The sequence below is a fragment of the Streptomyces sp. NPDC021622 genome (genome assembly GCF_040640795.1).
Taxonomy (GTDB): Bacteria; Actinomycetota; Actinomycetes; order Streptomycetales; family Streptomycetaceae; genus Streptomyces.
This window is the reverse complement of record NZ_JBFACK010000001.1, coordinates 508909-533130: the sequence shown is the minus strand read 5'-3', so window position 1 is coordinate 533130 and position 24222 is coordinate 508909. Positions and strand designations below refer to the sequence as shown.

Below are 24222 nucleotides of genomic sequence, written 5' to 3'. Positions count from 1 at the left end.
CCTCGATCGCGGCTTCGCGCTAGTTTTTGCACTGACCAGTCAGTTCAAAAGGGGTGCGAGGGGGGACCGTGGACGGTCCGACGGACGACGGTCGGCGGGGAGCCGCTGTCACAGCCAAGGGCTTCGGCCTGAAGGGGCCGCGGGGCTGGGCGTTCCGCGGGGTCGATGTCGACGCGGAGCCGGGGGCGCTGATCGCGGTCGAGGGGCCCTCTGGGTCGGGCCGCACCTGTCTCCTCCTCGCACTCACCGGACGTATGCGCCCGACCGAGGGCGATGCCTCGGTGGGCGGCTTCCGACTGCCCAAGCAGCTCGCGGCGGTGCGCCGGATCAGCGCGCTCGGGCCCGTGCCCGGCGTCACGGATCTCGACCCGGCACTGACCGTGGCCGAGCATCTGCACGAACGGGCGCTGCTGCAGCGGCGGTTCGGCGGCTCGCTGCGTGATCTGCTGAAGCCGCGGGCCGAGCGGGCGACCGAGGCACGGCTGCGGATCGACACGGCGCTGACCGCGGCGGGACTCGACATGGAGTCGCTGCCCAAGGGCCGGCGCACCTCCGTACGCGATCTGGAACGCCTGGAGGCGCTGCGGCTCTCCGTGGCCCTCGCGCTGATCGGGCGGCCGCGGCTGCTCGGCGTCGACGACATCGACCTCAAGCTCTCGGACGCCGAACGGGTGGCGGCCTGGGCCCTGTTGAGGTCCGTCGCCGAGCGCGGCACCACGGTCGTGGCGGTGTGCAGCGAGGCACCCGATGACGCGGTCGTCGTGTCCACCGAGCGTCCCGCCGACGCCGCCGGCGAGCCCGAAGCCGCATCTGAAGCCACCGAGACCGAGCCCGAGCCCGAGACACACGACAAGGAGGCGGCCGATGCGCGCGCCTAAGCTGGCCTCGCTCGAGCTCCGGCGCTTCGGCAGGGGGAAGCTGCCCCGAGCGGCGCTCGTCGCCCTCCTGCTGCTGCCCCTGCTGTACGGCGCCCTGTACCTGTGTTCCTTCTGGGACCCGTACGGCCGTCTCGACCGGATACCCGTCGCGCTCGTCAACGACGACAAGGGGGCCACCGCCGGGGGCAAGAAGCTCGCGGCGGGCGACGGCATCGTCGACGGGCTGCGGGACAGCAAGACGTTCGACTGGCACGAGGTGAGCGCCGCCGAGGCGCGCGACGGCGTCGAGGACGGGACGTACTACCTGTCCCTGACGATGCCGTCGGACTTCAGCAAGCGCATCGCGTCGAGTTCGGGCGAATCCCCGGAGACGGGTGCCCTGCAGGTCAGGACGAACGACGCCAACAACTACATCGTCGGGCAGATCTCGCGGACGGTCTTCTCCGAGGTGCGTACGGCGGCCTCCACGAAGGCATCCCGCTCCTTCCTCGACAAGATCTTCATCTCGTTCTCCGACATCCACGGGGCGACCGAGAAGGCCGCCAAGGGCGCCGACAAGCTCGATGGCGGCATCGGCAAGGCGAAGAAGGGTTCGAAGGACCTCGCGAAGGGCCTGAAGGACGCCAAGGACGGCAGCGGCGACCTGGCCGGAGGCATCAAGAAGCTCCACAAGGGCGCGGGCGAGCTGAAGGACGGCTCGAAGAAGGTCTCGGACGGCACACAGAAGCTGGCCGACAAGGTCAACGGCACCGCGGACCAGGTGCGGCCCTTCCTGAAGGACAACGGCAAGACCATCGGGGACACGGCGCAGCTCGTCGCCGACTCCTCCAAGGCGATGCGCCACAACCTGGACACCTGGGTCAAGCTCGCGCCCGGGGCGGCCGAGGGGGCGGCTGACGGCTCCAAGGTCATCGGCGACCTCTACACGGAGCAGTGCGAGAAGGCCCCTCTTCCCAACCCCTCCTGCCCGAAGCTCAAGGAGGCCAAGAAGTCCGCGGAGAACGTGTCGACCATCGCGGACGACATGAACACCTTGATCAAGGACCAGAACAGCGACGTCAAGGCGCTCGACAAGCACCTCGCCACGCTGCAGAAGAAGTCGCAGGCACTGGCCGACCGCGCACCGCACCTCGACGATGACCTGGAGACCGCGGTCACCCAGATCAACGACCTCAACAAGGGCGCGGGGAAGGTCGCCAAGGGCGCCAAGAAGCTGCACACGGGCCTCGGCACCGCCAAGACCGGCTCCGTCGACCTCGACGAGGGCGTCGGCAAGCTCAAGACAGGCGCGAACGACCTGGAGGGCGGCCTGTTCAAGCTGGCCGACGGCTCCGGGAAGCTGGCCAGCGGGCTGCACGACGGCGTCGAGCAGATCCCCGACTACGACAAGCAGGACCGCGACCAGCGCACCGACGTGATGGCCGACCCCGTGCAGCTCGCCTCCCAGTCGATGCACAAGGCGCCCAACTACGGCACCGGTTTCGCGCCGTACTTCATCCCGCTCTCCCTGTGGGTCGGCGCGATGGTGGCGTACATGCTGATCCAGCCGCTGAACCGGCGCGCGCTCGCCGCGGGCGCGTCCGCCTGGCGGATCGCGTTCGCGGGCTGGCTGCCGGTCGCCGCCCTGGGTGTGCTGCAGACGGCCGCCCTGATGTCGGTCCTGCACTGGGGCCTCGGTCTGCAGATGGCGCGGGCGGCCGGGACCGTGGGCTTCCTCTGCCTGGTGACGTGCTGCTTCGCGGCGATCGTGCAGTGGCTCAACGCGCGCTTCGGAGCGGCCGGGCGGATCCTCGTCCTGGCGGTCCTGATGCTGCAACTGACCTCGGCGGGCGGCACGTACCCCGTCCAGACCAGCCCGTCCTTCTTCGGCGCGATCCACCCCTTCCTGCCGATGAGTTACGTCGTCGACGCTCTACGGAGGCTCATCACGGGCGGCGGACTCGGCCCCGTCTGGCAGGCGTGCGCGGTGCTCACGGCCTTCACTCTGGGCGCCCTCGCGCTCACCGCGCTCTCCGCGCGCCGCAAGCAGGTGTGGACGCTGGACCGGCTGCACCCGGAGCTGAGCCTGTGAGCACCGCAAGACCTGTGAGAATCGGGCCCATGGACAGCAGCGCAACCAGCACCCGGCGCGAGGCCACCCGGCAGAAGCTCTACGAGGCGGCCGTCACGCTCATCGCCGAGCAGGGCTTCTCGGCCACGACGGTCGACGAGATCGCCGAGCGGGCCGGGGTGGCGAAGGGCACGGTCTACTACAACTTCGCGAGCAAATCGGTCCTCTTCGAAGAGCTCCTCCGGCACGGCGTCGGCCTGCTCACCGCCTCCCTGAAGGAGGCGGCCGAGAAGGCCGACGCGAGCGGCGGCAGCAAGGTCGACGCCCTGGACGCGATGATCCGGGCCGGCCTCGTCTTCATCGACCGCTATCCGGCCTTCACCCAGCTGTACGTCGCCGAGCTGTGGCGCACCAACCGGGCCTGGCAGTCCACGCTGATGGTGGTCAGGCAGCAGGCGGTCGCCGTGGTCGAGGACGTACTGCGCGGAGGCGTCGAGAACGGCGAGCTCAGCGAGGAGATCGACATCCCCCTGACGGCCGCCGCGCTCGTCGGGATGGTCCTCGTCGCGGCGCTCGACTGGCAGGCGTTCCAGCCGGAACGCTCGCTCGACGACGTGCACTCGGCGCTCTCACGGCTGCTGCAGGGCCGGGTGAGCGGAGGCCGCTGAGCGGCACACAGAAGACCGGGCAGCACACAGAAGAGCGCCGGTCCGGTGCCTCCTGATCTCCAGGCGGCGCCGGACCGGCGCTTCTCGTTCCCCCTAAACCCCCGTTCGGCCCCGGGCGGTCATCCCCGAGTCCCCCGGTCCCCCGAGTCACCCCCGCGCCTCGCTCCCACCTTCGGTGGGGTGGGAGGAGCGGCCAAGGGCGCTGCGCGGTTCCGCCGCCCCGTGTCGGCGGTACCGGCGCCGCGCCCTTCTCCGTGCCCCTCACTCTTCCGTCTTCGCAGGTCGGGACCCATCCGCGTGCGTACTCATCTCCCTCACTAGGTACGGATACTCAGGCCTGGGTGCTCAACCCCACGCCCGTGGGTCCGCCACTGGTTACGATCGCGTCCGTGTCCGTACTCCCCCTGGTGTTCACCAGTGGCTGGGCCAGCGGGATCAACGCGTACGCCGTGGTCCTGCTGCTCGGTGTCTTCGGCGCGACCGGGGTCAGCGACGAGGTGCCCGAGTCGCTGCAGCGAACCGATGTGCTCGTCGTCGCCGGGGTGCTGTTCGCCTGCGAGGCCGTCGCCGACAAGATCCCGTACGTCGACTCGATATGGGACTCCGTGCACACCGTGATCCGGCCGGTGTCCGGCGCCGTGGTCGGGGCGCTGCTCGCTGGGCAGAGTGGCTCGCTGCCGGATCTGGCGGCCGGAGCGGTGGGCGGGTCGACGGCGCTGGCCAGTCACTGCGTCAAGGCCGGGACCCGGATGGCGATCAACAGCTCCCCCGAGCCGTTCAGCAACATCATCGTGAGCACGGCGGAGGATCTCGGGGTCGGCGGGATCATCAGCTTCGCGATGTTCTACCCGGAGGCCGCGGCGATCATCGCGGCGGTGCTGCTGCTCCTCGGGCTGCTGATACTGGTCTTCCTGATCTCGCGGATCCGGCGGTTCCTGCGGCGCAGGGCCCAGCGGCGCGAGGAGAAGCGGATCGCGGCGCGGCTGGGTCGGCCGCCGGACTGAGGGCTCCGGACCGAGGGCTCCCGGCGTGACTGTCAGTGGTGGCCGATAGGGTTTTTCGCATGGCACGGATTGTGGTGATCGGCGCCGGGATGGGCGCGATGGCGGCGGCCGCCCGGCTGGCCGTCGCGGGCCACCGGGTGGTGGTGCACGAGCGGTCGGGGACGTACGGCGGCGCGCTCGGCCGCGTGGAGCGGGACGGCTTCGCGTTCGACACGGGCCCGGGCCTGCTCCATCTCCCCGCCGTCTACCGCGACTTGTTCGTGAAGACCGGCAAGGAGCCGCTGGAGAAGGTCGTCGAGCTGTCCCAGGTGGAGCCTGCGGTCCGGCACGTCTTCGCGGACGGCACCACGGCCGATCTGCCGAACGCGTCCCGCGCGGGCGTCGGCGAGGCCTTGGACGCGGCCCTCGGCAGCGGTGCGGGCGCCGGCTGGTCGGCGTTCATGAACCGCGCCCGTGAGGCCTGGGACCGCACCCGCCGCCCCCTCCTGGAAGAGCCGCTCTGGCCGAACTGGCAGGTGCTGGCCGACCGCGAGCCCTACCCCTCGGTGCCGCACAAGCGCCTCCTGCGGCGCGAGCGCCGCGCGGCCACCCTCACCGAGGTCGCCGAGCTCGAACTGGGCGGGGACGCCCGGCTGCGCGCGCTCCTCGAGCAGTACGCCCTCGCGTACGGCCTCGACCCGCGGACGGCCCCGGCCAGCGCGGCCGTCCTGCCCTACCTGGAGCACACCTTCGGCGCGTGGTCCGTGCGCGGCGGGATGCGCGCCCTCGCCCAAGCCGTGTACGAGCGGTGCCTGGCCCGCAGGGTCGAGTTCGCGTTCGACTCCGCGGTGACCCGGATCGCCGAGAAGGACGGCCGCGCGGCGGGCGTCGAGCTCGCGGACGGGACGGCGCACGAGGCGGACTTCGTGGTCGCCGGTGTCGCGCCCGGCGTACTGGACGGCCTACTGTCCGGTGTATCCGGCATGTCCGGGGCATCCGGTGTGAACATACGCGCGGAGGGTGAGGTGCCGGCCAGGTCCGGACTGCCCAGCCGCCTCACGGTGCTCCTCGCCCTGCGCGGAGCCCGGCCCGCGGGGACGCCGCACCGGACGGTGCTGCACACCCCCGACCGGCAGGACGAGCTCGACCGGCTCTTCGGGGACCGCCCGGGGCTGCCCGCCACGCCGACCGTCACGGTGCTGCGCCCCGACGACCCTTCGCTCACGCCCGACGCCGGGCATGAGGCGGTCACCCTCACGGTCACCGTCCCCGCGCACACGGAGATCACCGAGGCGGACGTGGACCGGCTGCTGACCCGCGCCGAGACGGCCGTGCCGGGGCTGCGGGAGCGGCTCCTGTGGCACGAGGTCCGCACCCCGGCCGACATCGCGGAGGCCACCGGCGCCGAAGGCGGCGCGGTCCCGCCCCCGTCCCTCGCGGCGGGCGAAGGCCGGCTGCTTCACCCGGCCAACAGCACGCGCGTGCCGGGGCTCTTCGCAGTCGGCGGCTGGTCGCACCCGGGCGGCGGGCTTCCGCACGCCGGCATGTCGGGCACGCTGGTCGCCGGGCTGATCGTGGAGGGACCGGAGTTCCGCGGCTCGCAGTGAGCCCCGGGGTCAGTAGCGGTACTGCTCGTTGTACCCCGCGTCGTACCCGTGCCCCTGGGCCTGGTCGCCCTGGTTCGGATACGGCTGCTCGGGCGGGAGTTCGCCCCCGTACGCCCCGTAAGGGTCGTCGACGCTGCGCTGCTGGGGCACCCAGACCCCGCCGGGCGGCGTCTCGCTGTAGCCACCGCCGCCGTTGCCATTGCCGTACGGATCGGCGGCGGGATAGGGCGGGTACGGCTGCTGGTCGCCGTAGGTGTCGTAGCTCTGCTGGCCGCCGTAGGTCTGCGTCCCGATGTACGGGTCGGAGTACGCGGCGTACTGCTGCTGTCCGGTCTCCCCGTAGGCGTAGGGCTGCTGCGGGTCATAGCCCGCCGTGGCGTACGTGTCGTAGCCGTAGCCGCTGTCCTGGGCGGGCTGCTCCTGTGCGTACGCGGAGTCGCTGTACACGCCGTACTGCCCGGTGTCGTCCGGCATGGGCTCCGGCGCGTAGACCCCCTCGCCGGGCGCGTGCGCGGGCGGCTCGGGCTGCTCGTACGCGAGGTCGGAGACCTGGAGCGTCGGGTCCTGGGCGGCGGCCCGCGGCGAGGTCTTGCGGCGCTTGCTCAGGCCGGGCTGGCCGCCGAGCGCCCAGCCGGTCGAGAAGCCGCGGCGGAACGACAGCGTCACGTACGTCTGCCCCGTCGCGAAGGCGATCGCGCCGGCGCCGATCACGACCACCGACGGCATCAGGACGCCGATGACCACCCCGAGGAAGCCCCCGAAGGCGAGCAGCCGCCAGCGCAGTCGCGCCTTGTACTGCAGCAGCACCTCGCCGAGCAGCCACAGCGCGACGCATCCGAACGCGATGTAGAGGACCGTCCAGCCCATGTACGCCCCTCTCCCCACGGCCGCCGCCCCAGGGGTACGGCCGGTCAGGCCTGCGGGTGATGCAGACCCAGATTCTCGTAGATCTCCAGCGTCGCCGTGGAGTTGTTCAGCGTGATGAAGTGCAGCCCCGGCACACCCTCGGCCAGCAACCGCGCGCAGAACTCCGTCGCGAACTCGATGCCAATGGAGCGTACAGCCGCCGGATCGTCTTTGGCTGTGAGGATGCGCTCTTTGAGCGCCGGCGGGAAGGAAGCATTGCTGAGCTGGGGCAGCCGCTCCAGCATGCGCACGTTCGTCACCGGCATGATCTCCGGGATGATCGGCGTCGAACAGCCCGCGGCCTCGACCCGGTCGCGCAGGCGCAGATACTCCTCCGGGTAGAAGAACATCTGTGTGATTGCGTAGTCGGCGCCCGCGCGGCACTTGTCGACGAAGTGCCGGACGTCCGTGTCCCAGTCCTCCGACCGCGGATGCATCGCGGGGAAGGCCGCGACGCCCACGCAGAAGTCACCCGACTCCTTGATCAGCTGGACCAGTTCGGCGGCGTATGTGAGGCCTTCGGGGTGCTTGACCCAGTCGGCGAGCGGGTCGCCGGGCGGGTCGCCGCGGACCGCGAGCATGTTCCTGATCCCGGCGTCCGCGTACTGCCCGATGATGTTGCGCAGCTCGGCCACGGAGTGGTCGACCGCGGTGAGGTGGGCGACAGGCGTGAGCGTCGAGTCGGCGACGATCTGCTGGGTCTCCTTGACCGTGCCCGCACGCGTCGAGCCGCCCGCTCCGTACGTCACGGAGACGAAGCTGGGGGCCACCGCCTCGACCCGGCGCAGCGCGTTCCACAGGTTCCGCTCGCCCTTCGGGGTCTTCGGCGCCGAGAACTCGAACGAGTACGTGGTCTTGCCGGTCGCAAGCATGTCGCGCACGGTGCGTGCGCGATCTGTCCTGGTGGAAGCAGTGCCTAGGGCCATACGGGCAGGTTAGCGACGGGGTGCCGCACCGGCTAATCCCCGTCCACCTTACGGACAGCTTCCCCGGAGGATGGCCGAAGAACGCCGATCAGGCCGTACGCAGCCGCTTTGCGAAGTCCGCCGCGGCCGCCGCCGGATCGTCCGCCTCGGTGATGGCCCGGACGACGACGACGCGGCGGGCGCCCGCTTCGAGCACCTCGTCCAGATTGCCCGCGTCGATACCGCCGATCGCGAACCACGGGCGGTCCGTGCCCAGCGACGCCGTGTACCGGACCAGGTCGAGACCGGGGGCGTGCCGTCCCGGCTTAGTGGGGGTCGGCCAGCAGGGGCCCGTGCAGAAGTAGTCCACGCCGTCCTGGACGGCCGCCGCCGCGGCCTCGGACTCGGCGTGTGTGGAGCGGCCGATGAGTACGTCGTCGCCCAGGATGCGGCGGGCCGCGGGCACGGGCAGGTCGCCCTGGCCCAGGTGCAGCACATCGGCGCCGATGGCGTGCGCGACGTCCGCGCGGTCGTTCACGGCGAGGAGCTTGCCGTGCCGACGTGCGGCGTCGGCGAAGAACTGGAGGTGCTCGAGCTCCTCGGCGGCCTCCAGGCCCTTGTCGCGCAGCTGCACGATGTCGACGCCGGCACCGAGGACGGCGTCGAGGAACTCCGGGAGGTCTCCCTGGCGCTTGCGGGCGTCCACGCACAGGTAGAGGCGGGCGTCGGCGAGCTGCTCGCGGGCAGGCGTGATGGCCATGGAGTGTTCCCCCCGGGTGTCGGTGGCGGTGGCGTACGGGCCGCGTGGAGCACGCTGCGGCCCGTACACCGCACGGTTCGGATCAGGTCAGACGGCGAGCGCCTGGGCGCGGCGCTTCACCTCCGTGCCGCGATTCTCGCTCAGCGCCTGCGCGGGCGTGCCCGGCAGGGTCGGGTCGGCGGTGAAGAGCCACTCCAGCATCTCTTCGTCGGAGAAGCCGTCGTCCCTCAGGAGCGTCAAGGTGCCGGTCAGGCCCTTGACGATCTTGTCGCCGTCGATGAAGGCGGCGGGCACCTGGAGCGCGCGGTTCTCACCACGGCGCACGGCGATCAGCTGGCCCTCCTTGACCAGCTGGCGCACACGCGTCACCTCGACGTCGAGCATTTCGGCGATGTCGGGGAGGTGGAGCCATGCGGGGACGAGAGCATCAGTCTTTGCGTCAATCTCGGTCACAGGACAAAGCGTATCCCCGGCGACTGACAGAGGGCGGCACAGGCGGCGCGGCTACTCCAGGACCGCCTTTTTGAGCGGCACCGACGGATCCGCCGCCTTGGCCGGATCGAGCCGCGCGCCGCTCTCGATCAGCTTGCGGCCCTGGGCGAGGTCCCGGGGGCGCCCCACCGCGAGGACGGCCACCAGGGCGCCCGCGCGCAGCCAGCACACCGTCCAGGCCGCGCCCGCCGGGTCACCTCGCCACACCAGTGCGTCGGCGGAGCCGTGGTGTCCCGCGTACTGGACGAAGCGGCCGAACTGCTCGGACCAGAAGTACGGGACCGGGTCGTACGCCGCGGGGGCCTCGCCGATGATGTTGGCCGCGACCGTGCGCGGGCCCTGGAGGGCGTTGTCCCAGTGGTGGACGAGGAGGCGCTCGCCGTACCTTCCCGAAGGGAAGGAGGAGCAGTCCCCGACCGCGTACACATCCGGTTCCGAGGTCCTCAGGTGGTCGTCGGCGACGACCTCACGGTGGGCGCCGAGGGCGATCCCGGAATCCGCGAGCCACTGCGTGGCGGGCCGGGCGCCGATGCCGACGACGACCGCGCCGGCGGGCAGCCGGGTGCCGTCGTCGAGGAAGACGGTGCCGGGCTCGACGCGCTCCACGCGCGCGTGGGTGCGCAGTTCGGCCCCGGAGTCCGCGTACCAAGCGGCCATCGGCGCCGCGACCTCCGCAGGCAGCGCCCCCGCGAGCGGCCGCTCGGCGGCCTCGACCACGGTGACCGCGCAGCCCGCCTCGCGCGCGGCGGTGGCGAACTCGGCGCCGATCCAGCCCGCCCCGACGACCACGATGTCGTGCTGCTCGGCGAGCACCGGGCGCAGCCGTTCGGCGTCGTCCAGCGTGCGCAGCAGATGGACGCCGGGGACTCCGGAGGCGCCGGGCAGCAGGATCGGCTCGGCGCCGGTGGCGATGACGAGGGCGTCGTACGGGACCGGACCCCGCTCGGTGTCCAGTTCGTGGTCCGCGGGGCGGACACCCGTGACCTCGTGGCCCAGGCTCAGCTCGATGCCCAGCGCCTCGAAGTCGACGTCGAAGGCGGAGCCCTCCGCCTTGCCGAGCAGCACGGCCTTGGACAGCGGCGGCCTGTCGTACGGCTGATGGGGTTCCGCCCCGATGAGGGTGACCGCACCGGTGAACCCCTGATCGCGCAGGGCCACGGCGGTCTGCACCCCGGCCATCCCCGCGCCGACGATGACGACCTGGCGCTCTGCCTGCCTCTGCTGCTCGCTCACCCGATCACTGTAGGGCGGCACGGGACGCCGACTTCAGGGCGCGACGAGGAGATCTCTGACACACCGTCACCGCCCATATCCGGACAGCTCCCCCTACTGCCGCCGGACCCGACGGGCTAGGGTGGCCGGTGCAGAGCACTCGCGGGAGCCCGGACGCACCGGGCTGAGAGGGAGGCTGGGACGGCCTCCGACCGTACGAACCTGATCCGGGTCATGCCGGCGAAGGGAGGGGCTGGACACCCATGCATCCACGTACACCACCCCATGCGACAACGGACGTCCTCGTCGTCGGGGGCGGCATCATCGGCCTGGTCACGGCCTGGCGGGCGGCGCAGCGCGGTCTGTCCGTGGCGGTCGTGGACCCCGAGCCCGGCGGCGGCGCGGCGCAGGTCGCCGCGGGCATGCTGGCCGCGGTCACCGAGCTCCACTACGGCGAGCAGACGCTGCTCGGCCTGAATCTGGCCTCCGCGAAGCGTTATCCGGCGTTCGCACAGGAGCTGACGGAGGCGAGCGGCCGCGATCTCGGCTACCGCGCCTGCGGCACGCTCGCCGTCGCGCTGGACTCCGACGACCGCGCCCATCTGCGCGAACTGCACACCCTTCAGCGCCAGTCGGGGCTTGAATCGGAGTGGCTGAGCGGGCGTGAGTGCCGCCGCCTCGAACCGATGCTCGCGCCCGGTGTGCGCGGCGGGCTCCGCGTGGACGGCGACCACCAGGTCGACCCGCGCAGGCTCACCGCGGCGCTCCTGGTGGCGTGCGAGCGGGCCGGCGTGGTCTTCCACCGGGCGTGGGCGCAGCGCCTGACGGTCGTGCGCGACCGGGCCACCGGTGTCGTCCTCGAGGACGGCGCCGCCCTGGAGGCCGGCCGGACCGTGCTGGCCGCGGGCAGCCTCAGCGGACGCCTCTCAGGGGTCCCTGAGGGGGTTCTGCCGCCCGTTCGCCCGGTCAAGGGGCAAGTGCTGCGTCTTACGGTGCCGGAGCGCTACGCGCCGTTCCTGAGCCGTACGGTGCGCGCCGTGGTCCGGGGCAGCCATGTCTATCTGGTGCCGCGCGAGAACGGCGAGCTGGTGGTCGGCGCGACCAGCGAGGAGCTCGGCTGGGACACGACGGTCACCGCGGGCGGCGTGTACGAGCTGCTTCGGGACGCCCACGAGCTCGTACCGGGCATCACGGAACTGCCGCTGACCGAGACCCGCGCGGGACTGCGCCCCGGCTCCCCCGACAACGCGCCGATGCTCGGCCCCACCGCCCTGCCCGGCCTCCAGCTGGCCACCGGCCACTACCGCAACGGCGTCCTTCTGACACCCGTCACCGGCGACGTCATGGCGCACGCCCTGGTCACCGGTGAACTGCCCGACGAGGCACGGGCGTTCACCCCCCGCCGGTTCGCGACGACACCCTCGGCACAGTCCCTCATGGAGCAGCCCGCATGACCCACTCAGCCGTCTCAGTCAACGGAGAAGTCCGCGAGGTGGCCGCGGGCACCACGCTCGAATCCCTGGTCGCCACGCTCACCGCGGCCCCGTCCGGCGTCGCCGCTGCGCTCAACGAAACCGTCGTCCCGCGCGCGCGGTGGTCCACCACGGCGCTCGCCGACGGCGACCGCGTCGAAGTGCTCACCGCCGTCCAAGGAGGCTGAACCGACATGGCAGACGACCCCTTCGTCATCGGCGGGCTCACGCTCTCCTCACGGCTGATCATGGGTACGGGCGGTGCGCCGAGCCTCGACGTGCTGGAGCGGTCACTCGTCGCCTCCGGAACGGAGCTGACGACGGTCGCGATGCGCCGCCTCGATCCGGGCGTGCAGGGCTCGGTGCTCTCCGTGCTCGGCAGGCTCGGCATCCGGGTCCTTCCGAACACGGCGGGCTGTTTCACCGCGGGCGAGGCCGTCCTGACCGCCCGGCTCGCCCGGGAGGCGCTCGGCACGGATCTGGTGAAGCTGGAGGTCATCGCGGACGAGCGCACCCTGCTCCCCGATCCGATCGAGCTCATCGACGCCGCCGAGACCCTGGTCGACGACGGCTTCACGGTGCTTCCGTACACGAACGACGACCCGGTCCTCGCCCGGAAGCTGGAGGACGTGGGCTGTGCGGCGATCATGCCGCTCGGGTCGCCCATCGGCTCCGGGCTCGGGATCCGCAACCCGCACAACTTCCAGCTGATCGTCGAGCACGCGCGCGTGCCGGTGATTCTGGACGCGGGGGCGGGCACGGCGTCCGACGCGGCGCTCGCGATGGAGCTGGGGTGCGCGGGTGTGATGCTCGCCTCGGCCGTGACGCGGGCGCAGGAGCCGGTGCTCATGGCGGAGGCCATGCGGCACGGCGTCGACGCGGGGCGCCTGGCCTTCCGGGCGGGCCGGATTCCGCGGCGGCACTTCGCCGAGGCGTCCTCTCCCGCGGAGGGCATGGCCAGGCTGGATCCGGAGCGGCCGGCGTTCTGAGCGCAGGGCGCCTGTTACAGGTCGGCTGCAGTCGGGCCCCGGGGCCGCCCGCGCGGGCATCGGTGTCAGCGGTGGCTCGTAGACTCCCTCCGTGGACACGACCCTTCAGGACCCGCTCGTCGGGCAGGTGCTCGACGGCCGTTATCGCGTGGACGGACGGATCGCGGTAGGCGGGATGGCCACGGTCTACCGGGCCGTGGACACCCGCCTCGACCGCGTGCTCGCGCTCAAGGTGATGCACCCGACGCTCGCCGCCGACGTCTCGTTCGTCGACCGCTTCATCCGCGAGGCGAAGTCGGTCGCCCGGCTCTCGCACCCGAACGTGGTGGGGGTCTACGACCAGGGCACCGACGGTGCGTACGTCTATCTGGCGATGGAGTACATCGCCGGGTGCACCCTGCGCGACGTCCTGCGCGAGCGCGGCGCCCTGCAGCCGCGGGCCGCGCTCGACATCCTGGAGCCGGTGCTCGCCGCGCTCGGCGCCGCGCACCGCGCCGGGTTCGTGCACCGCGACATGAAGCCGGAGAACGTCCTCATAGGGGATGACGGCCGGGTCAAGGTCGCCGACTTCGGCCTCGTGCGCGCGGTGGACACCGTCACGAACACGACCGGCACGGTCCTCGGGACGGTCTCCTATCTCGCGCCCGAGCAGATAGAGCACGGCACGGCCGACACCCGTGTCGACGTGTACGCGTGCGGTGTCGTGCTCTACGAAATGCTGACCGGCGCCAAGCCGCACTCCGGCGAATCGCCGGCCCAGGTGCTCTACCAGCACCTCCACGAGGACGTGCCGCCCCCGTCGGCGGCCGTCCCGGGGCTCCCGGTGGAGCTCGACGAGCTGGTCGCCTCCGCCACCGCCCGCACCCCGGACGTCCGCCCGCACGACGCGGTGGCGCTGCTCGGGCAGGCCAGGGAGGCACGGGCCGCGCTCTCCCTCGAGCAGCTGGACGCGGTGCCCCCGCAGGCGCGCACCACGGAGCACGACAACGCCGACGACCGTACGAGCGTGATCCCACGCGCCGCGCGGTCCGTGCAGCTGTCGCTCCCCGCGGACGGCGATGACCAGCAGCAGGACCCGCTCAACCGCACCAGCATCCTGGCGACACCACCGTCGGCCCCGCCGCAGGCCCCCGGCCGCGGACGCGGGCGGTCCAACCCGCGCCGCGGAGTCCTGGCGATCGTCGCCGCCGTACTCCTGGCGCTCGGCCTCGGCGCGGGCGTCTGGTACATCAACTCCGGCCAGTTCACGAACGTCCCGCCGCTCCTGGCGAAGACCGAGGCGGCCGCCAAGCAGCGGCTCGACGAGGCCGGGCTCGAGGTGAAGGACGTCAAGCGCGCGTACAGCGACACCGACAAGCGGGGCACGGTCATGGCCACCGACCCCAAGGCGGGCGAGCGCATCCGGGGCAACGACGGCGTGACGCTGACCATCTCGCTGGGCCCGGAGATCGTCAAGGTCCCGAACCTGGAGGGCACCCCGCTGACCTCGGCGAAGAAGGAACTCAAGGACGCCGGTCTCGCTCCCGGCATGACGACGAGGGCCTTCAGCGAGGAGGTCAGCAAGGGCTCCGTGATCAGCACGGAGCCGGGCGCGGGCACCAAGCGCAAGGCGGGCTCCGCCATCGCCATCGTCGTCAGCAAGGGCTCCCCGATCGACGTCCCCGACGTGACGGGCGAGTCCGAGGCCGACGCGACCGCCGAGCTGGAGGACGCCGGGCTCAAGGTGAAGATCGCCACGGCGCGGGTCCACTCCGAGGAGGACAAGGGCGATGTCGCCGCGCAGTCCCCCAAGGAGGGCCAGAAGGAGCTCGCCACGGGTGACACGGTCACGCTGCAGATCTCCAAGGGCCCGCAGATGGTCGAGGTGCCGGACGTCGAGGGCATGAAGGTCGACGAGGCCACGAAGAAGCTGACGGACGCGGGCTTCCAGGTCGAGGAGGACAAGGGTCTGCTCGGCCTCTTCGGGGACACCGTGAATGATCAGTCCGTGGACGCCGGCGAGAAGGCCCCCAAGGGGTCGACCATCACCATCGAGATCCGCTAGCAGGCGCCTGTCCCGTCTGCGGGTCGTTTGTGGCCGGTCGCGCAGTTCCCCGCGCCCCTTGTCAGGGGCGCGGTATCGCCGACCCGCAGGCCAGGGCCCGCCCACGGGCGTGCCACCCTGGACCCCGTGAGCAGCATCAAGTCCCCCAGCGCAGCGTCCCGCAACCCCGTCGGCGGTCATGTCCCCGTGGCCGGCGGGCTCGCCTCCGTAGGGCTCTCGTACGCCCGTGAGATGGGCGCCGAGACCGTCCAGGTCTTCGTCGCCAATCCGCGCGGCTGGGCCACGCCGCCCGGCAATCCGAAGCAGGACGAGGAGTTCCGCGCGGCCTGCGCCGCCGAGCGGATTCCCGCGTACGTCCACGCGCCCTATCTCATCAACTTCGGCTCGCACACCGAGGCGACCGTCGAGAAGTCCGTGGAGTCCCTGCGCCATTCGCTGCGCCGCGGCCGCGAGATCGGCGCACTCGGCGTCGTCGTGCACACCGGCTCCGCGACCGGCGGCCGGGACCGCTCCGTCGCCCTGAAGCAGGTGCGCGACCGGATGCTGCCGCTGCTCGACGAGCTGACGCACGACGACGATCCGTATCTCCTCCTGGAGTCGACCGCCGGGCAGGGCTTCTCGCTCTGCTCCCGCACCTGGGACTTCGGCCCGTACTTCGAGGCGCTCGACGCCCACCCGAAGCTGGGGATCTGTCTGGACACCTGCCACATCTTCGCGGCGGGCCACGACCTGACCGGGCCGAGCGGCATGCACCAGACCCTCGATCTCCTGGTCGACACGGTCGGCGATGGCCGGCTGAAGCTGGTGCACGCCAATGACTCCAAGGACGTGGTCGGCGCCCACAAGGACCGCCACGAGAACATCGGCACCGGCCACATCGGCGAGGACCCGTTCCGCGCGCTGATGGCCCACCCCGCGACCGACGGCGTACCGCTGATCATCGAGACACCTGGCGGCAAGGAGGGGCACGCGGCGGACGTGGCGCGGCTGAAGAAGCTCAGGGACGGCTGAGGACTTCTCATGCAGCAGCACACGCACGGCATCGGCAAGGTCAGCTGGCGCATGGCGGCCCAGGCGACGCTGCACTGCCTCACCGGGTGCGCCATCGGCGAGGTCCTCGGCATGGTGATCGGCACCGCGCTCGGCTGGGGCAACGTGGAGACGATGATCCTCGCGATCATCCTGGCCTTCTTCTTCGGCTACGCCCTGACTCTGCGCGGCGTTCTCAAGGCCGGGGTCGATTTCAAGACGGCGTTCCGGGTCGCGCTCGCCGCGGACACCCTGTCCATCGCGGTGATGGAGCTGATCGACAACGCCGTGATCGCGTTCTGGCCGGGAGGGATGGACGCCCATCTCTCGGACCCGATGTTCTGGTGGATCCTCGCCATCGCGCTTGCCGCCGCGTTCGTGATCACCACTCCGGTCAACAAGTGGATGATCGGCCGCGGCAAGGGCCACGCCGTGGTGCACCAGTACCACCACTGACCGGCGAAATCAGCGGCGTACGCAGGACTAGAGCTCGGGGCCGTCTCCGGGCTCTTCCTGGTACGAGTAACGCTGCTCTGCCCAGGGGTCGCCGACGTTGTGATAGCCGCGCTCCTCCCAGAAGCCGCGGCGGTCGGCCGTCATGTACTCGATGCCGCGGACCCACTTGGGGCCTTTCCAGGCGTACAGATGGGGCACCACGAGCCGCAGCGGGAAACCGTGCTCAGCGGTGAGCAGTTCGCCGCCTTTGTGCGTGGCGAAAATCGTGCGGTCGGAGGCGAAGTCGGCCATCCGCAGATTCGAGCTGAAGCCGTACTCGGCCCAGACCATCACATGCGTGGCATTGGGCGCGGGCGGCGCGATGTCGAGCAGCGCACGTGCGGGCACCCCGCCCCATTCGGCGCCGAGCATGCTGAATTTCGTGACGCAGTGCAGATCGGCGACGACGGTGGCATACGGAAGAGCCGAGAACTCCTCATGCGTCCAGCAGTGCTTCTCACCGTCGGCGGTGGCCCCGAAGACCCTGAACTCCCAGCGCTCCGGGCGGAACTTCGGCACCGGGCCGTAGTGCGTGACCGGCCAGCCACGCTGCAGGCGCTGTCCCGGTGGAAGCTCCGGCTCCGCTGCTCTCCGAGATGCGTGATCCGCCGGCTGACCCATGCCTCCATCCTGACAGACCCGGGGCAGTGGACGTGACCAGGCAGCCCCCGCCCAAACGCTGATTCGGGCAACTCCTACTAAGCGTGCACTTACTGGACGACCTCCGAACACCGGTGCAAAGATGCGCGCTACCTGGCCAGTCAACACACTTGGAAGGAGCCTCTGCGATGCAGGGCGACCCCGAGGTCATCGAGTTTCTCAATGAGCAGCTGACCGCCGAACTGACGGCGATCAACCAGTACTTCCTTCACGCGAAAATGCAGGAGAACTTCGGCTGGCCGAAGCTCGCCAAGTACACCCGGGCCGAGTCGTTCGACGAGATGAAGCACGCCGAGACGCTGACCGACCGGATCCTGTTCCTCGACGGTCTGCCCAATTACCAGCGGCTCTTCCACGTCCGTGTGGGCCAGACGCTCACCGAGATGTTCCAGGCCGACCGGCAGATCGAGGTGGAGGCGATCGACCGCCTCAAGCGCGGTGTCGAGGTGATGCGCGGCAAGGGCGACATCACCTCCGCGAACATCTTCGAGTCGATCCTCGAGGACGAGGAGCACCACATCGACTATCTCGACACTCAGCTCGAGCTGATCGAGAAGCTGGGCGAGCCGCTCTACATCGCGCAGCTCGTCGAGCAGCCGGAGGGCTAGAGCCGGAGGGCTAGGCGGCTTCCGGGAGGTCGGCGTCGGAAGCGAGGGCCACCGCGGGGTTGCCCTCCTTCACCAGCTCGCGAGTGGGGCACGCGCCCCGGCCGAGCAGCGCCTGGATGCGTCGTACGCACGAACCGCAGTCCGTGCCCGCCTTGCAGGCCGACGCGATCTGGCGGGGGGTGCACGCACCGTCGTCCGCATGCTTCTTCACCTGCTCTTCGGTGATGCCGAAGCAGTTGCAGACGAACATGCGGTTCACCTCCCCGGTGCGTCGATCGGGATCGACGGCAGGATCTATAAGTGGCGATCTATAAGTGGCGCCCGTCCCGATTGATCGGTGAGGCTAACCTAACCTTACCCGCCGCTTCCTGCTCGCAAAAGCCCCGGATACGCCGGTGGGGCGCGGATCACATGGATCCGCGCCCCACCGCCTCGTACACGAGGGAATTACTGGTCCCGGTACATCTCCGCCACCAGGAACGCCAGGTCCAGGGACTGGCTGCGGTTCAGGCGCGGGTCGCAGGCCGTCTCGTAGCGCTGGTGCAGGTCGTCGACGAAGATCTCGTCGCCGCCGCCCACGCACTCGGTGACGTCGTCACCGGTGAGCTCGACGTGAATGCCGCCCGGGTGGGTGCCCAGGCCCTTGTGGACCTCGAAGAAGCCCTTGACCTCGTCGAGCACGTCGTCGAAGCGGCGGGTCTTGTGGCCGGACGCCGCCTCGAAGGTGTTGCCGTGCATCGGGTCGGTGACCCAGGCGACGGTCGCGCCGGACGCGGTGACCTTCTCGACCAGCTCCGGGAGCTTGTCCCGGACCTTGTCGGCGCCCATGCGGACGATGAAGGTGAGGCGGCCGGGCTCGCGGTCCGGGTCGAGGCGCTCGATGTACTGCAGCGCCTCTTCCGTGGTCGTCGTCGGGCCGAGCTTGATGCCGATCGGGTTGCGCACCTTGGAGGCGAACTCGATGTGCGCGCCGTCCAGCTGACGGGTGCGCTCGCCGATCCAGACCATGTGGCCCGAGGTGTCGTAAAGCCGGCCCGTGCGCGAGTCCACGCGGGTCAGGGCCGATTCGTAGTCGAGGAGCAGCGCCTCGTGCGAGGCGAAGAACTCGACGGTCTTGAACTCCTCCGGGTCGGTCCCGCAGGCGCGCATGAAGTTGAGGGCGTTGTCGATCTCGCGTGCCAGCTGCTCGTAACGCTGGCCGGAGGGCGACGACTTCACGAAGTCCTGGTTCCAGGCGTGCACCTGGCGCAGGTCGGCGTAACCGCCGGTGGTGAAGGCGCGCACCAGGTTGAGCGTCGAGGCGGATGCGTTGTACATCCGCTTCAGGCGCTCGGGGTCCGGGATGCGGGCCTTCTCGTTGAAGTCGAAGCCGTTGACCGAGTCGCCCCGGTAGGTCGGCAGGGTCACGCCGTCGCGGGTCTCGGTGCCCTTGGAGCGGGGCTTCGAGTACTGCCCCGCGATGCGGCCCACCTTCACGACGGGCACGGAGGCGGCGTAGGTCAGGACGGCGCCCATCTGGAGCAGCGTCTTCAGCTTGTTTCGGATGTGGTCGGCGGACACGGCGTCGAAGGCCTCGGCGCAGTCGCCGCCCTGGAGCAGGAACGCCTCGCCCTTGGCCACAGACGCAAGGCGGGCGCGCAACTGATCGCACTCGCCTGCAAAGACGAGCGGCGGATACGACTCGAGGTCCGCGATCACATCGCGCAGAGCCTCGGCATCGGGGTACTCAGGCTGCTGCGCCGCGGGAAGGTCTCGCCAGGTGTTGCCACCGGTCGGGGTGCTCTTAGCGTTCACGGTCACCCCGACAACATTACGGGGTCGTGTCCGCCGTCCATTCACCCGCTCACCAAGTGAGACGGAGGCGACACAGCCGAGCGGCGCCGCGCCAGCTCCCGCTCGCCCGCGTTCGGCGTCGCGAGGGCCAGCCTGCGGTGAGTGCGGCGCAGCATGGTGCGGGCCATGAAGGGGTGGACGCGCCGCACCGCTCCCCAGTAGACCCGGGCGCGCAGGGTGTCGGCGCGCACGGCGGTGCTGAGCGTGACATGGCGCCCGTCGACCAGGATCGATGCGCGGGCGGTCAGGCCGGCCGTGTCCACGTCCAGGAGCAGTTCGCCGCCCTCGCGGGCGAGCACCGGGAAGGCGTCGCGCAGGATGCCGGTCCAGGCCTCCGGGTCGCGCGGCTGCCCGGGGAGCAGGGGCATGCGGTACGCGTCCTCGTAGCCGGGCCGGTCGATCGCCGAGCGGATCAGGGTGGCGGCCTCCGGTGCGCCGACGGTCTCCGGGCGGGCCCAGGCGAGCCGGTTGTAGAGCCGCACCAGCGGTGACCACCGGACGGGGCGTGCGCAGCCGCCGGTCGCGACACGCTCGATGTTGTCGAAGACCTCTTCGATGATCGTGTTGTGCAGCGGCCTGATGAGGGTGGGCCACAGGACGCGGTTCATGCCCTCCGGCCGGGTCCGCAGCACGTGCCGCACGCGGCAGCGCCGCTCCCCTATCGGCTCGACCGACAGCTCGTGGAAGCCGTTGTCGGGCGGGGTGAAGTCGAAGCGGACGCGGTGGCCCGGCTCGTACTCCCTGACGCTGTAGCGGACCGGGCCGTGGCCGCCGGTCGCGCCCACGCCGAGCGGGCGGTCGAAGATCATTCCCTCCCAGGCGGGCGTCGGGAAGATCGGGTCGTCATCGGCGGAGAGACGGTCGAGCAGGGCGCCGACCACCTCCGCCGGAGCCTTGATCACGCGCTCGTGCTCATTGAGTACCGCGCTCATCACGCACCTCCATACGCTGGCGTATGGTCGACCATACGGTACCGTACGGACATGGTGCAACGGCAGCAGAAGAAGACCGCGGCGAAGCCCCGCCTGACCGCCGACGACTGGGCGGACGCCGCGCTCACCGCGATCGGCGAGGGCGGTATCGCCGCCGTCGCCGTGGAGCCCCTCGCCGTCCGCCTCGGCACCACCAAGGGCAGTTTCTACTGGCACTTCGCCAACCGTGACGCGCTCATCGAGGCCGCCCTGAACCGCTGGGCGGAGATCCACACCGAGGGGACGATCCAGGAGGTCGAGGCCGAGCCCGACCCGCGCGAGCGCGTCCGGCTGCTCTTCGCCGAGGCCATCGCGTCGGCGACCTCCGACCCCCTGGAGGTCGCCCTCCTCGCGACCGCGTCGCACCCCCAGGTCGCCGATGTGATGCGCCGCGTGACCGAGCGCCGGGTGGCGTACGTCGCCGAGCTCTTCGCCGAGCTCGGCTTCCCCGAGGCGGAGGCGCGGCGGCGCGGTCTGCTCGCGTACACGGTCTATCTGGGGCACGCCCAGCTCGGGCACGCGGTGCCGTCGGCGCTGCCCGCGGCCGACGAGTTCGGCGCCTATCTCAACGAGGCCCTTGACGTCCTGATGATGCGCTAGGGTGCCTGGCATGTACTCGCAGCAGACCCGTAACTGGTGGTGGCCCGCTCATCCGGCGGCCCACTGAATCTGCGCGTACCCAGACTCGCGAAGGCCGCCCGAGGGGCGGCCTTCAGTGTTTTCCGGACCAGGACTCCGGACCGGGCCGTTCCTCTCCGAGTGAGAAGGAACCACACCGATGCACCTGACAGACCTCCTGTCCGACGACCGCCCCTTCGCCGTCCTGCGCCGCCGCACCCCCGGCCGCGACCACGACACGGTGGAGGTCCTCATCGGCTCCGTCGGCACCTACGACCGGCTCGCCGACATCCCCGACGAGGGCCTCGCGCTCATCCCCTTCCGGCAGATCAGGGAGCGCGGCTTCGACGTGCGCGACGACGGCACACCGCTGGCCGTCCTCACCCCCGACGAGACGCATGAACTCCCGCTCGCCGAGGCCCTGTCGGCACTGCCCGCCCACGACGTGCGGGTCGAGGGCGGTGCCTTCGACGTGGCCGACGACGCGTACGCGGACATCGTCGGGCGGGTCCTGCGCGAGGAGATCGGGCGGGGCGAGGGCGCGAACTTCGTCATCCGCCGTACGTACGAGGGTGAGATCCCCGGCTTCGGCAGGGCGGACGCCCTTGCCCTCTTCCGCAGGCTGCTCGTGGGCGAGCGGGGCGCCTACTGGACGTACGTCGTGCACACCGGGGACCGCACGCTCGTCGGGGCGAGCCCCGAGGTGCATGTGCGGATGTCCGGCGGGACGGTCGTGATGAACCCGATCAGCGGGACCTACCGCTACCCGGCCGATGGCCCCACCACGGACGATCTGCTCGCCTTCCTCGCCGACGGCAAGGAGACCGAGGAGCTGTCGATGGTCGTCGACGAGGAGCTCAAGATGATGTGCACGGTGGGCGACATGGGCGGTGTCGTCGTCGGCCCGCGTCTGAAGGAGATGGCCCATCTCGCGCACACCGAGTACGAGTTGCGGGGCAAGTCGTCGCTCGACGCGCGCGAGGTCCTCAAGGAGACGATGTTCGCGGCGACGGTCACCGGGTCGCCGGTGCAGAACGCCTGCCGCGTCATCGAACGCCACGAGACAGGCGGGCGCGGCTATTACGCGGGCGCCCTCGCCCTCATCGGCCGCGACGCGGGCGGCGCGCAGACCCTCGACTCCCCCATCCTGATCCGCACCGCCGACATCTCCCCCGCGGGCCGGCTTCGCGTCCCCGTAGGCGCCACGCTGGTGCGCGGCTCGGACCCGGCGGGCGAGGTCGCGGAGACCCACGCGAAGGCGGCGGGCGTGCTCGCGGCTCTGGGTGTACGTCCCGGACGGCCCCGCCACGAAGACGTACGCCCGGCACTGGCCGACGACCCGCGGGTGCGGGCGGCACTGGACAGCAGGCGGGCCGGGCTCGCCCCGTTCTGGCTGCGGATGCAGGAGCAGACGGCTGAACTGTCCGGGCACGCCTTGGTGATCGACGGCGAGGACACGTTCACGGCGATGCTGGCGCACCTGCTGCGCTCCTCCGGTCTCGACGTGACGATCCGGCGCTACGACGAGCCGGGCCTGCGGGAGACGGTGCTCGCCCACGAGGGCCCGCTGGTCCTCGGTCCCGGGCCCGGCAACCCATCGGACCCCACCGACCCGAAGATGGCCTTCCTGCGCTCCCTGGCGGCCGAAGTGATTCGCGATCACCGCCACGGCGTCCTCGGCGTCTGCCTCGGCCATGAGCTGCTCGCCGCCGAACTCGGCCTGGACATCGTCCGCAAGGAGGTCCCGTACCAGGGCGCGCAGACCCGGATCGAGCTGTTCGGGCGGCCGGAGACGGTCGGCTTCTACAACAGCTTCGTGGCCCGCTGCGACGAGGAGACAGCGCTGGAACTCGCGGCGCACGGCGTCGAGGTCAGCAGGGACGCGGCGACGGGCGAGGTGCACGCGCTGCGGGGGCCCGGCTTCGCGGGCGTCCAGTTCCACCCGGAGTCGGTGCTCTCGCTGCGCGGCACGGCGATCGTGCGGGAGCTGCTGTCCGGCGTACTGGTCTAAGCCGTGGTGGGGGCCGCCGGGACCAGCACGTTCTCGCCGCGGCGGCCCTCCCGGTAGTCCAGGACGTTCTTCACCGTGGTGTCGATGATCTGGCCGACCGCGTCCTGCGTGTAGTACGCCTGGTGCGAGGTGACCACGACGTTCGGGAACGTCACCAGGCGGGCCAGGGTGTCGTCCTGGACCACTTCGAGGGACTTGTCGAGGAAGAAGAGCCCCGCCTCCGCCTCGTACACATCGAGCCCGACGCCCGTGAAACGGCCCGCGCGCAGCTCCCTGACGAGGGCCTCGGTGTCGATGAGCCCGCCCCGGCTTGAGTTCACCAGGATCGCGTCGTCCTTCATCATCCGCAGCGCTTCGGCGCCGACGATGTGCCGGGTGGCGGGGAGCAGCGGCACATGCAGGCTGATCAGGTCGGCCTCGGCGAAGAGCTGGTCCTTCTCGACGTACTTCATGCCGAGCTCCAGGCACACGGGGTTCTGGGCGATGTCCCAGCCGAGCAGACTCATCCCGAAGCCGTGCGCGATCCGGGTGAACGCCTCGCCGATCTTCCCGGTGCCGAGCACGCCGACCGTGCGGCCCCGCAGGTCGCGGCCCATCAGGCCGTCGAGCCGGAAGTCGAAGTCGCGGGTGCGGTTGCTGGCGCGGACGATGCGGCGGTTGACGGCCATCGCGAGGGTCCAGGCGAACTCGGCTACGGAGTACGGTGAGTAGTACGAGACACGGGCGATGGTGAAGCCGAGGCGTTCGGCGACCTGGAGGTCGATGTTGTTGAACCCGGTCGAGCGCTGGGCGATCATCTGCGTCCCGCCGGCGGCGAGGGTCTGCAGGACGCGGTTGCCGAGGTCGGCGTTGACGCTGGTGGAGATGATCTCGTAGCCGGCGGCGATGGGGGCGGTGTCCTCGGTGAGGAAGACATCCAGGCAGCGGACGTCGTGGTGCGCGGCGAAGGCCTTCTCGATCAGCGGCTTCTCGTCGGCCTGCACGCCGAAGGCGAGGATCTCCATGGGGCCGAGTGTAGGTACCTACGGCCA

25 protein-coding genes and 1 riboswitch are annotated in these 24222 nt (G+C 70.9%); of the genes, 15 read left to right on the top strand and 10 right to left on the bottom strand.

All coding sequences use genetic code 11. The features are described 5' to 3' along the window. The first annotated feature begins 68 nt into the window (after window positions 1-68). From AB0G47_RS02425 to AB0G47_RS02405, 5 genes are all read left to right on the top strand, one after another. A complete protein-coding gene (locus AB0G47_RS02425; RefSeq protein WP_360763233.1) occupies window positions 69-878 on the top strand; it encodes an ATP-binding cassette domain-containing protein in 810 nt (269 codons plus the stop codon). Continuing rightward, entirely contained in the window at window positions 865-2949 is a 2085-nt protein-coding gene (locus tag AB0G47_RS02420) for a YhgE/Pip domain-containing protein (RefSeq protein WP_360763231.1), read from the top strand. The genes AB0G47_RS02425 and AB0G47_RS02420 overlap by 14 nt, the downstream gene beginning before the upstream one ends. Before the next feature lie 29 nt (window positions 2950-2978). Further along, on the top strand, window positions 2979-3596 hold the full coding sequence (locus AB0G47_RS02415; RefSeq protein ID WP_266867937.1) for a TetR/AcrR family transcriptional regulator: 618 nt from the start codon (window positions 2979-2981) through the stop codon (window positions 3594-3596). A gap of 389 nt (window positions 3597-3985) precedes the next feature. Beyond that, a complete protein-coding gene (locus AB0G47_RS02410) occupies window positions 3986-4600 on the top strand; it encodes a DUF4126 domain-containing protein (protein WP_360763229.1) in 615 nt (204 codons plus the stop codon). A 59-nt stretch (window positions 4601-4659) separates the two neighbouring features. Beyond that, window positions 4660-6186, top strand: coding sequence for an NAD(P)/FAD-dependent oxidoreductase (locus AB0G47_RS02405; RefSeq protein ID WP_360763227.1), 1527 nt, complete (start codon window positions 4660-4662; stop codon window positions 6184-6186). A gap of 9 nt (window positions 6187-6195) precedes the next feature. Here AB0G47_RS02405 and AB0G47_RS02400 read toward each other — a convergent pair whose 3' ends face one another. The 5 genes from AB0G47_RS02400 to AB0G47_RS02380 form a co-directional block, all read right to left on the bottom strand. Beyond that, window positions 6196-7053 carry a hypothetical protein gene (locus AB0G47_RS02400; protein WP_360763225.1) on the bottom strand — a complete coding sequence of 286 codons (858 nt, stop codon included), beginning with the start codon at window positions 7051-7053 and terminating at the stop codon, window positions 6196-6198. Between the two features lie 44 nt (window positions 7054-7097). Beyond that, the gene (gene metF / locus AB0G47_RS02395; RefSeq protein WP_360763224.1) at window positions 7098-8018 is read right to left on the bottom strand and encodes a methylenetetrahydrofolate reductase [NAD(P)H]; all 921 of its coding nucleotides are present in this window, start codon (window positions 8016-8018) and stop codon (window positions 7098-7100) included. Window positions 8019-8106: 88 nt separating this feature from the next. Next, complete coding sequence (gene thiE, locus AB0G47_RS02390) at window positions 8107-8757, bottom strand: thiamine phosphate synthase (protein WP_266867929.1); 651 nt, start codon at window positions 8755-8757, stop codon at window positions 8107-8109. 87 nt (window positions 8758-8844) lie between these two features. After that, window positions 8845-9210: an Rv2175c family DNA-binding protein gene (locus AB0G47_RS02385; RefSeq protein ID WP_360763222.1), complete on the bottom strand. Its 366-nt coding sequence runs from the start codon at window positions 9208-9210 to the stop codon at window positions 8845-8847. Between the two features lie 51 nt (window positions 9211-9261). Then, on the bottom strand, window positions 9262-10482 hold the full coding sequence (locus tag AB0G47_RS02380) for an FAD-dependent oxidoreductase (RefSeq protein WP_360763221.1): 1221 nt from the start codon (window positions 10480-10482) through the stop codon (window positions 9262-9264). A gap of 131 nt (window positions 10483-10613) precedes the next feature. Continuing rightward, a riboswitch (TPP riboswitch) is annotated at window positions 10614-10727 on the top strand. On the opposite strand from AB0G47_RS02380, the gene thiO reads away from it, so the two are divergent. The 6 genes from thiO to AB0G47_RS02350 all read left to right on the top strand — a co-directional run bounded on the left by thiO (window position 10725) and on the right by AB0G47_RS02350 (window position 16451). Next, the gene (thiO, locus tag AB0G47_RS02375; RefSeq protein ID WP_360763219.1) at window positions 10725-11915 is read left to right on the top strand and encodes a glycine oxidase ThiO; all 1191 of its coding nucleotides are present in this window, start codon (window positions 10725-10727) and stop codon (window positions 11913-11915) included. Its footprint overlaps the riboswitch before it by 3 nt. Next, window positions 11912-12121 (top strand): sulfur carrier protein ThiS, encoded by a 210-nt coding sequence (gene thiS, locus AB0G47_RS02370; RefSeq protein ID WP_266867923.1) that lies wholly within the window; start codon window positions 11912-11914, stop codon window positions 12119-12121. Before thiO ends, thiS begins: the two co-directional genes overlap by 4 nt. A 6-nt stretch (window positions 12122-12127) precedes the next feature. Beyond that, on the top strand, window positions 12128-12922 hold the full coding sequence (locus tag AB0G47_RS02365; RefSeq protein ID WP_360763217.1) for a thiazole synthase: 795 nt from the start codon (window positions 12128-12130) through the stop codon (window positions 12920-12922). Window positions 12923-13013: 91 nt separating this feature from the next. Next, window positions 13014-14966, top strand: a complete 1953-nt coding sequence (pknB, locus tag AB0G47_RS02360) for a Stk1 family PASTA domain-containing Ser/Thr kinase (protein WP_360763215.1) — start codon at window positions 13014-13016, stop codon at window positions 14964-14966. A 126-nt stretch (window positions 14967-15092) separates the two neighbouring features. Further along, a complete protein-coding gene (locus AB0G47_RS02355; RefSeq protein WP_360763213.1) occupies window positions 15093-15977 on the top strand; it encodes a deoxyribonuclease IV in 885 nt (294 codons plus the stop codon). 9 nt (window positions 15978-15986) lie between these two features. Further along, window positions 15987-16451, top strand: a complete 465-nt coding sequence (locus AB0G47_RS02350) for a DUF4396 domain-containing protein (protein WP_360763211.1) — start codon at window positions 15987-15989, stop codon at window positions 16449-16451. 27 nt (window positions 16452-16478) lie between these two features. On the opposite strand, the gene AB0G47_RS02345 is transcribed toward AB0G47_RS02350, so the two are convergent. Next, complete coding sequence (locus AB0G47_RS02345; protein ID WP_266867914.1) at window positions 16479-17111, bottom strand: sulfite oxidase-like oxidoreductase; 633 nt, start codon at window positions 17109-17111, stop codon at window positions 16479-16481. A 167-nt stretch (window positions 17112-17278) separates the two neighbouring features. Between AB0G47_RS02345 and bfr the strand changes: the two genes are divergently transcribed. Next, on the top strand, window positions 17279-17758 hold the full coding sequence (bfr, locus tag AB0G47_RS02340; protein ID WP_360763209.1) for a bacterioferritin: 480 nt from the start codon (window positions 17279-17281) through the stop codon (window positions 17756-17758). A 10-nt stretch (window positions 17759-17768) separates the two neighbouring features. Here bfr and AB0G47_RS02335 read toward each other — a convergent pair whose 3' ends face one another. The 3 genes from AB0G47_RS02335 to AB0G47_RS02325 all read right to left on the bottom strand — a co-directional run bounded on the left by AB0G47_RS02335 (window position 17769) and on the right by AB0G47_RS02325 (window position 20523). Continuing rightward, window positions 17769-18017 carry a (2Fe-2S)-binding protein gene (locus AB0G47_RS02335; protein WP_360763207.1) on the bottom strand — a complete coding sequence of 83 codons (249 nt, stop codon included), beginning with the start codon at window positions 18015-18017 and terminating at the stop codon, window positions 17769-17771. Window positions 18018-18205: 188 nt separating this feature from the next. Continuing rightward, window positions 18206-19558 (bottom strand): class II 3-deoxy-7-phosphoheptulonate synthase, encoded by a 1353-nt coding sequence (locus tag AB0G47_RS02330; protein ID WP_266867911.1) that lies wholly within the window; start codon window positions 19556-19558, stop codon window positions 18206-18208. Between the two features lie 35 nt (window positions 19559-19593). After that, window positions 19594-20523: a DUF2867 domain-containing protein gene (locus tag AB0G47_RS02325; protein WP_360763204.1), complete on the bottom strand. Its 930-nt coding sequence runs from the start codon at window positions 20521-20523 to the stop codon at window positions 19594-19596. Window positions 20524-20574: 51 nt separating this feature from the next. Between AB0G47_RS02325 and AB0G47_RS02320 the strand changes: the two genes are divergently transcribed. The 3 genes from AB0G47_RS02320 (at window position 20575) to AB0G47_RS02310 (ending at window position 23191) form a co-directional block, all read left to right on the top strand. Continuing rightward, a complete protein-coding gene (locus AB0G47_RS02320; protein WP_360763202.1) occupies window positions 20575-21162 on the top strand; it encodes a TetR/AcrR family transcriptional regulator in 588 nt (195 codons plus the stop codon). Between the two features lie 10 nt (window positions 21163-21172). Further along, the gene (locus tag AB0G47_RS02315) at window positions 21173-21229 is read left to right on the top strand and encodes a trp operon leader peptide (RefSeq protein WP_353962302.1); all 57 of its coding nucleotides are present in this window, start codon (window positions 21173-21175) and stop codon (window positions 21227-21229) included. Window positions 21230-21340: 111 nt separating this feature from the next. Continuing rightward, window positions 21341-23191: an anthranilate synthase family protein gene (locus AB0G47_RS02310; RefSeq protein WP_360763200.1), complete on the top strand. Its 1851-nt coding sequence runs from the start codon at window positions 21341-21343 to the stop codon at window positions 23189-23191. Here AB0G47_RS02310 and AB0G47_RS02305 read toward each other — a convergent pair. After that, the gene (locus tag AB0G47_RS02305) at window positions 23188-24195 is read right to left on the bottom strand and encodes a 2-hydroxyacid dehydrogenase (protein WP_360763198.1); all 1008 of its coding nucleotides are present in this window, start codon (window positions 24193-24195) and stop codon (window positions 23188-23190) included. The genes AB0G47_RS02310 and AB0G47_RS02305 overlap by 4 nt on opposite strands. Window positions 24196-24222: the final 27 nt, after the last annotated feature.

Bases quoted from the DNA above. Each gene is read 5' to 3' on its own strand.
- AB0G47_RS02415 (WP_266867937.1), top strand. From the start codon at position 2,979: ATGGACAGCAGCGCAACCAGCACCCGGCGCGAGGCCACCCGGCAGAAG.
- AB0G47_RS02305 (WP_360763198.1), bottom strand. From the start codon at position 24,195: ATGGAGATCCTCGCCTTCGGCGTGCAGGCCGACGAGAAGCCGCTGATC.
- bfr (WP_360763209.1), top strand. From the start codon at position 17,279: ATGCAGGGCGACCCCGAGGTCATCGAGTTTCTCAATGAGCAGCTGACC.
- AB0G47_RS02345 (WP_266867914.1), bottom strand. From the start codon at position 17,111: ATGGGTCAGCCGGCGGATCACGCATCTCGGAGAGCAGCGGAGCCGGAG.
- thiE (WP_266867929.1), bottom strand. From the start codon at position 8,757: ATGGCCATCACGCCTGCCCGCGAGCAGCTCGCCGACGCCCGCCTCTAC.
- AB0G47_RS02365 (WP_360763217.1), top strand. From the start codon at position 12,128: ATGGCAGACGACCCCTTCGTCATCGGCGGGCTCACGCTCTCCTCACGG.
- AB0G47_RS02320 (WP_360763202.1), top strand. From the start codon at position 20,575: ATGGTGCAACGGCAGCAGAAGAAGACCGCGGCGAAGCCCCGCCTGACC.
- thiO (WP_360763219.1), top strand. From the start codon at position 10,725: ATGCATCCACGTACACCACCCCATGCGACAACGGACGTCCTCGTCGTC.
- AB0G47_RS02420 (WP_360763231.1), top strand. From the start codon at position 865: ATGCGCGCGCCTAAGCTGGCCTCGCTCGAGCTCCGGCGCTTCGGCAGG.
- thiS (WP_266867923.1), top strand. From the start codon at position 11,912: ATGACCCACTCAGCCGTCTCAGTCAACGGAGAAGTCCGCGAGGTGGCC.
- AB0G47_RS02310 (WP_360763200.1), top strand. From the start codon at position 21,341: ATGCACCTGACAGACCTCCTGTCCGACGACCGCCCCTTCGCCGTCCTG.
- AB0G47_RS02400 (WP_360763225.1), bottom strand. From the start codon at position 7,053: ATGGGCTGGACGGTCCTCTACATCGCGTTCGGATGCGTCGCGCTGTGG.
- metF (WP_360763224.1), bottom strand. From the start codon at position 8,018: ATGGCCCTAGGCACTGCTTCCACCAGGACAGATCGCGCACGCACCGTG.
- AB0G47_RS02325 (WP_360763204.1), bottom strand. From the start codon at position 20,523: ATGAGCGCGGTACTCAATGAGCACGAGCGCGTGATCAAGGCTCCGGCG.
- AB0G47_RS02350 (WP_360763211.1), top strand. From the start codon at position 15,987: ATGCAGCAGCACACGCACGGCATCGGCAAGGTCAGCTGGCGCATGGCG.
- AB0G47_RS02405 (WP_360763227.1), top strand. From the start codon at position 4,660: ATGGCACGGATTGTGGTGATCGGCGCCGGGATGGGCGCGATGGCGGCG.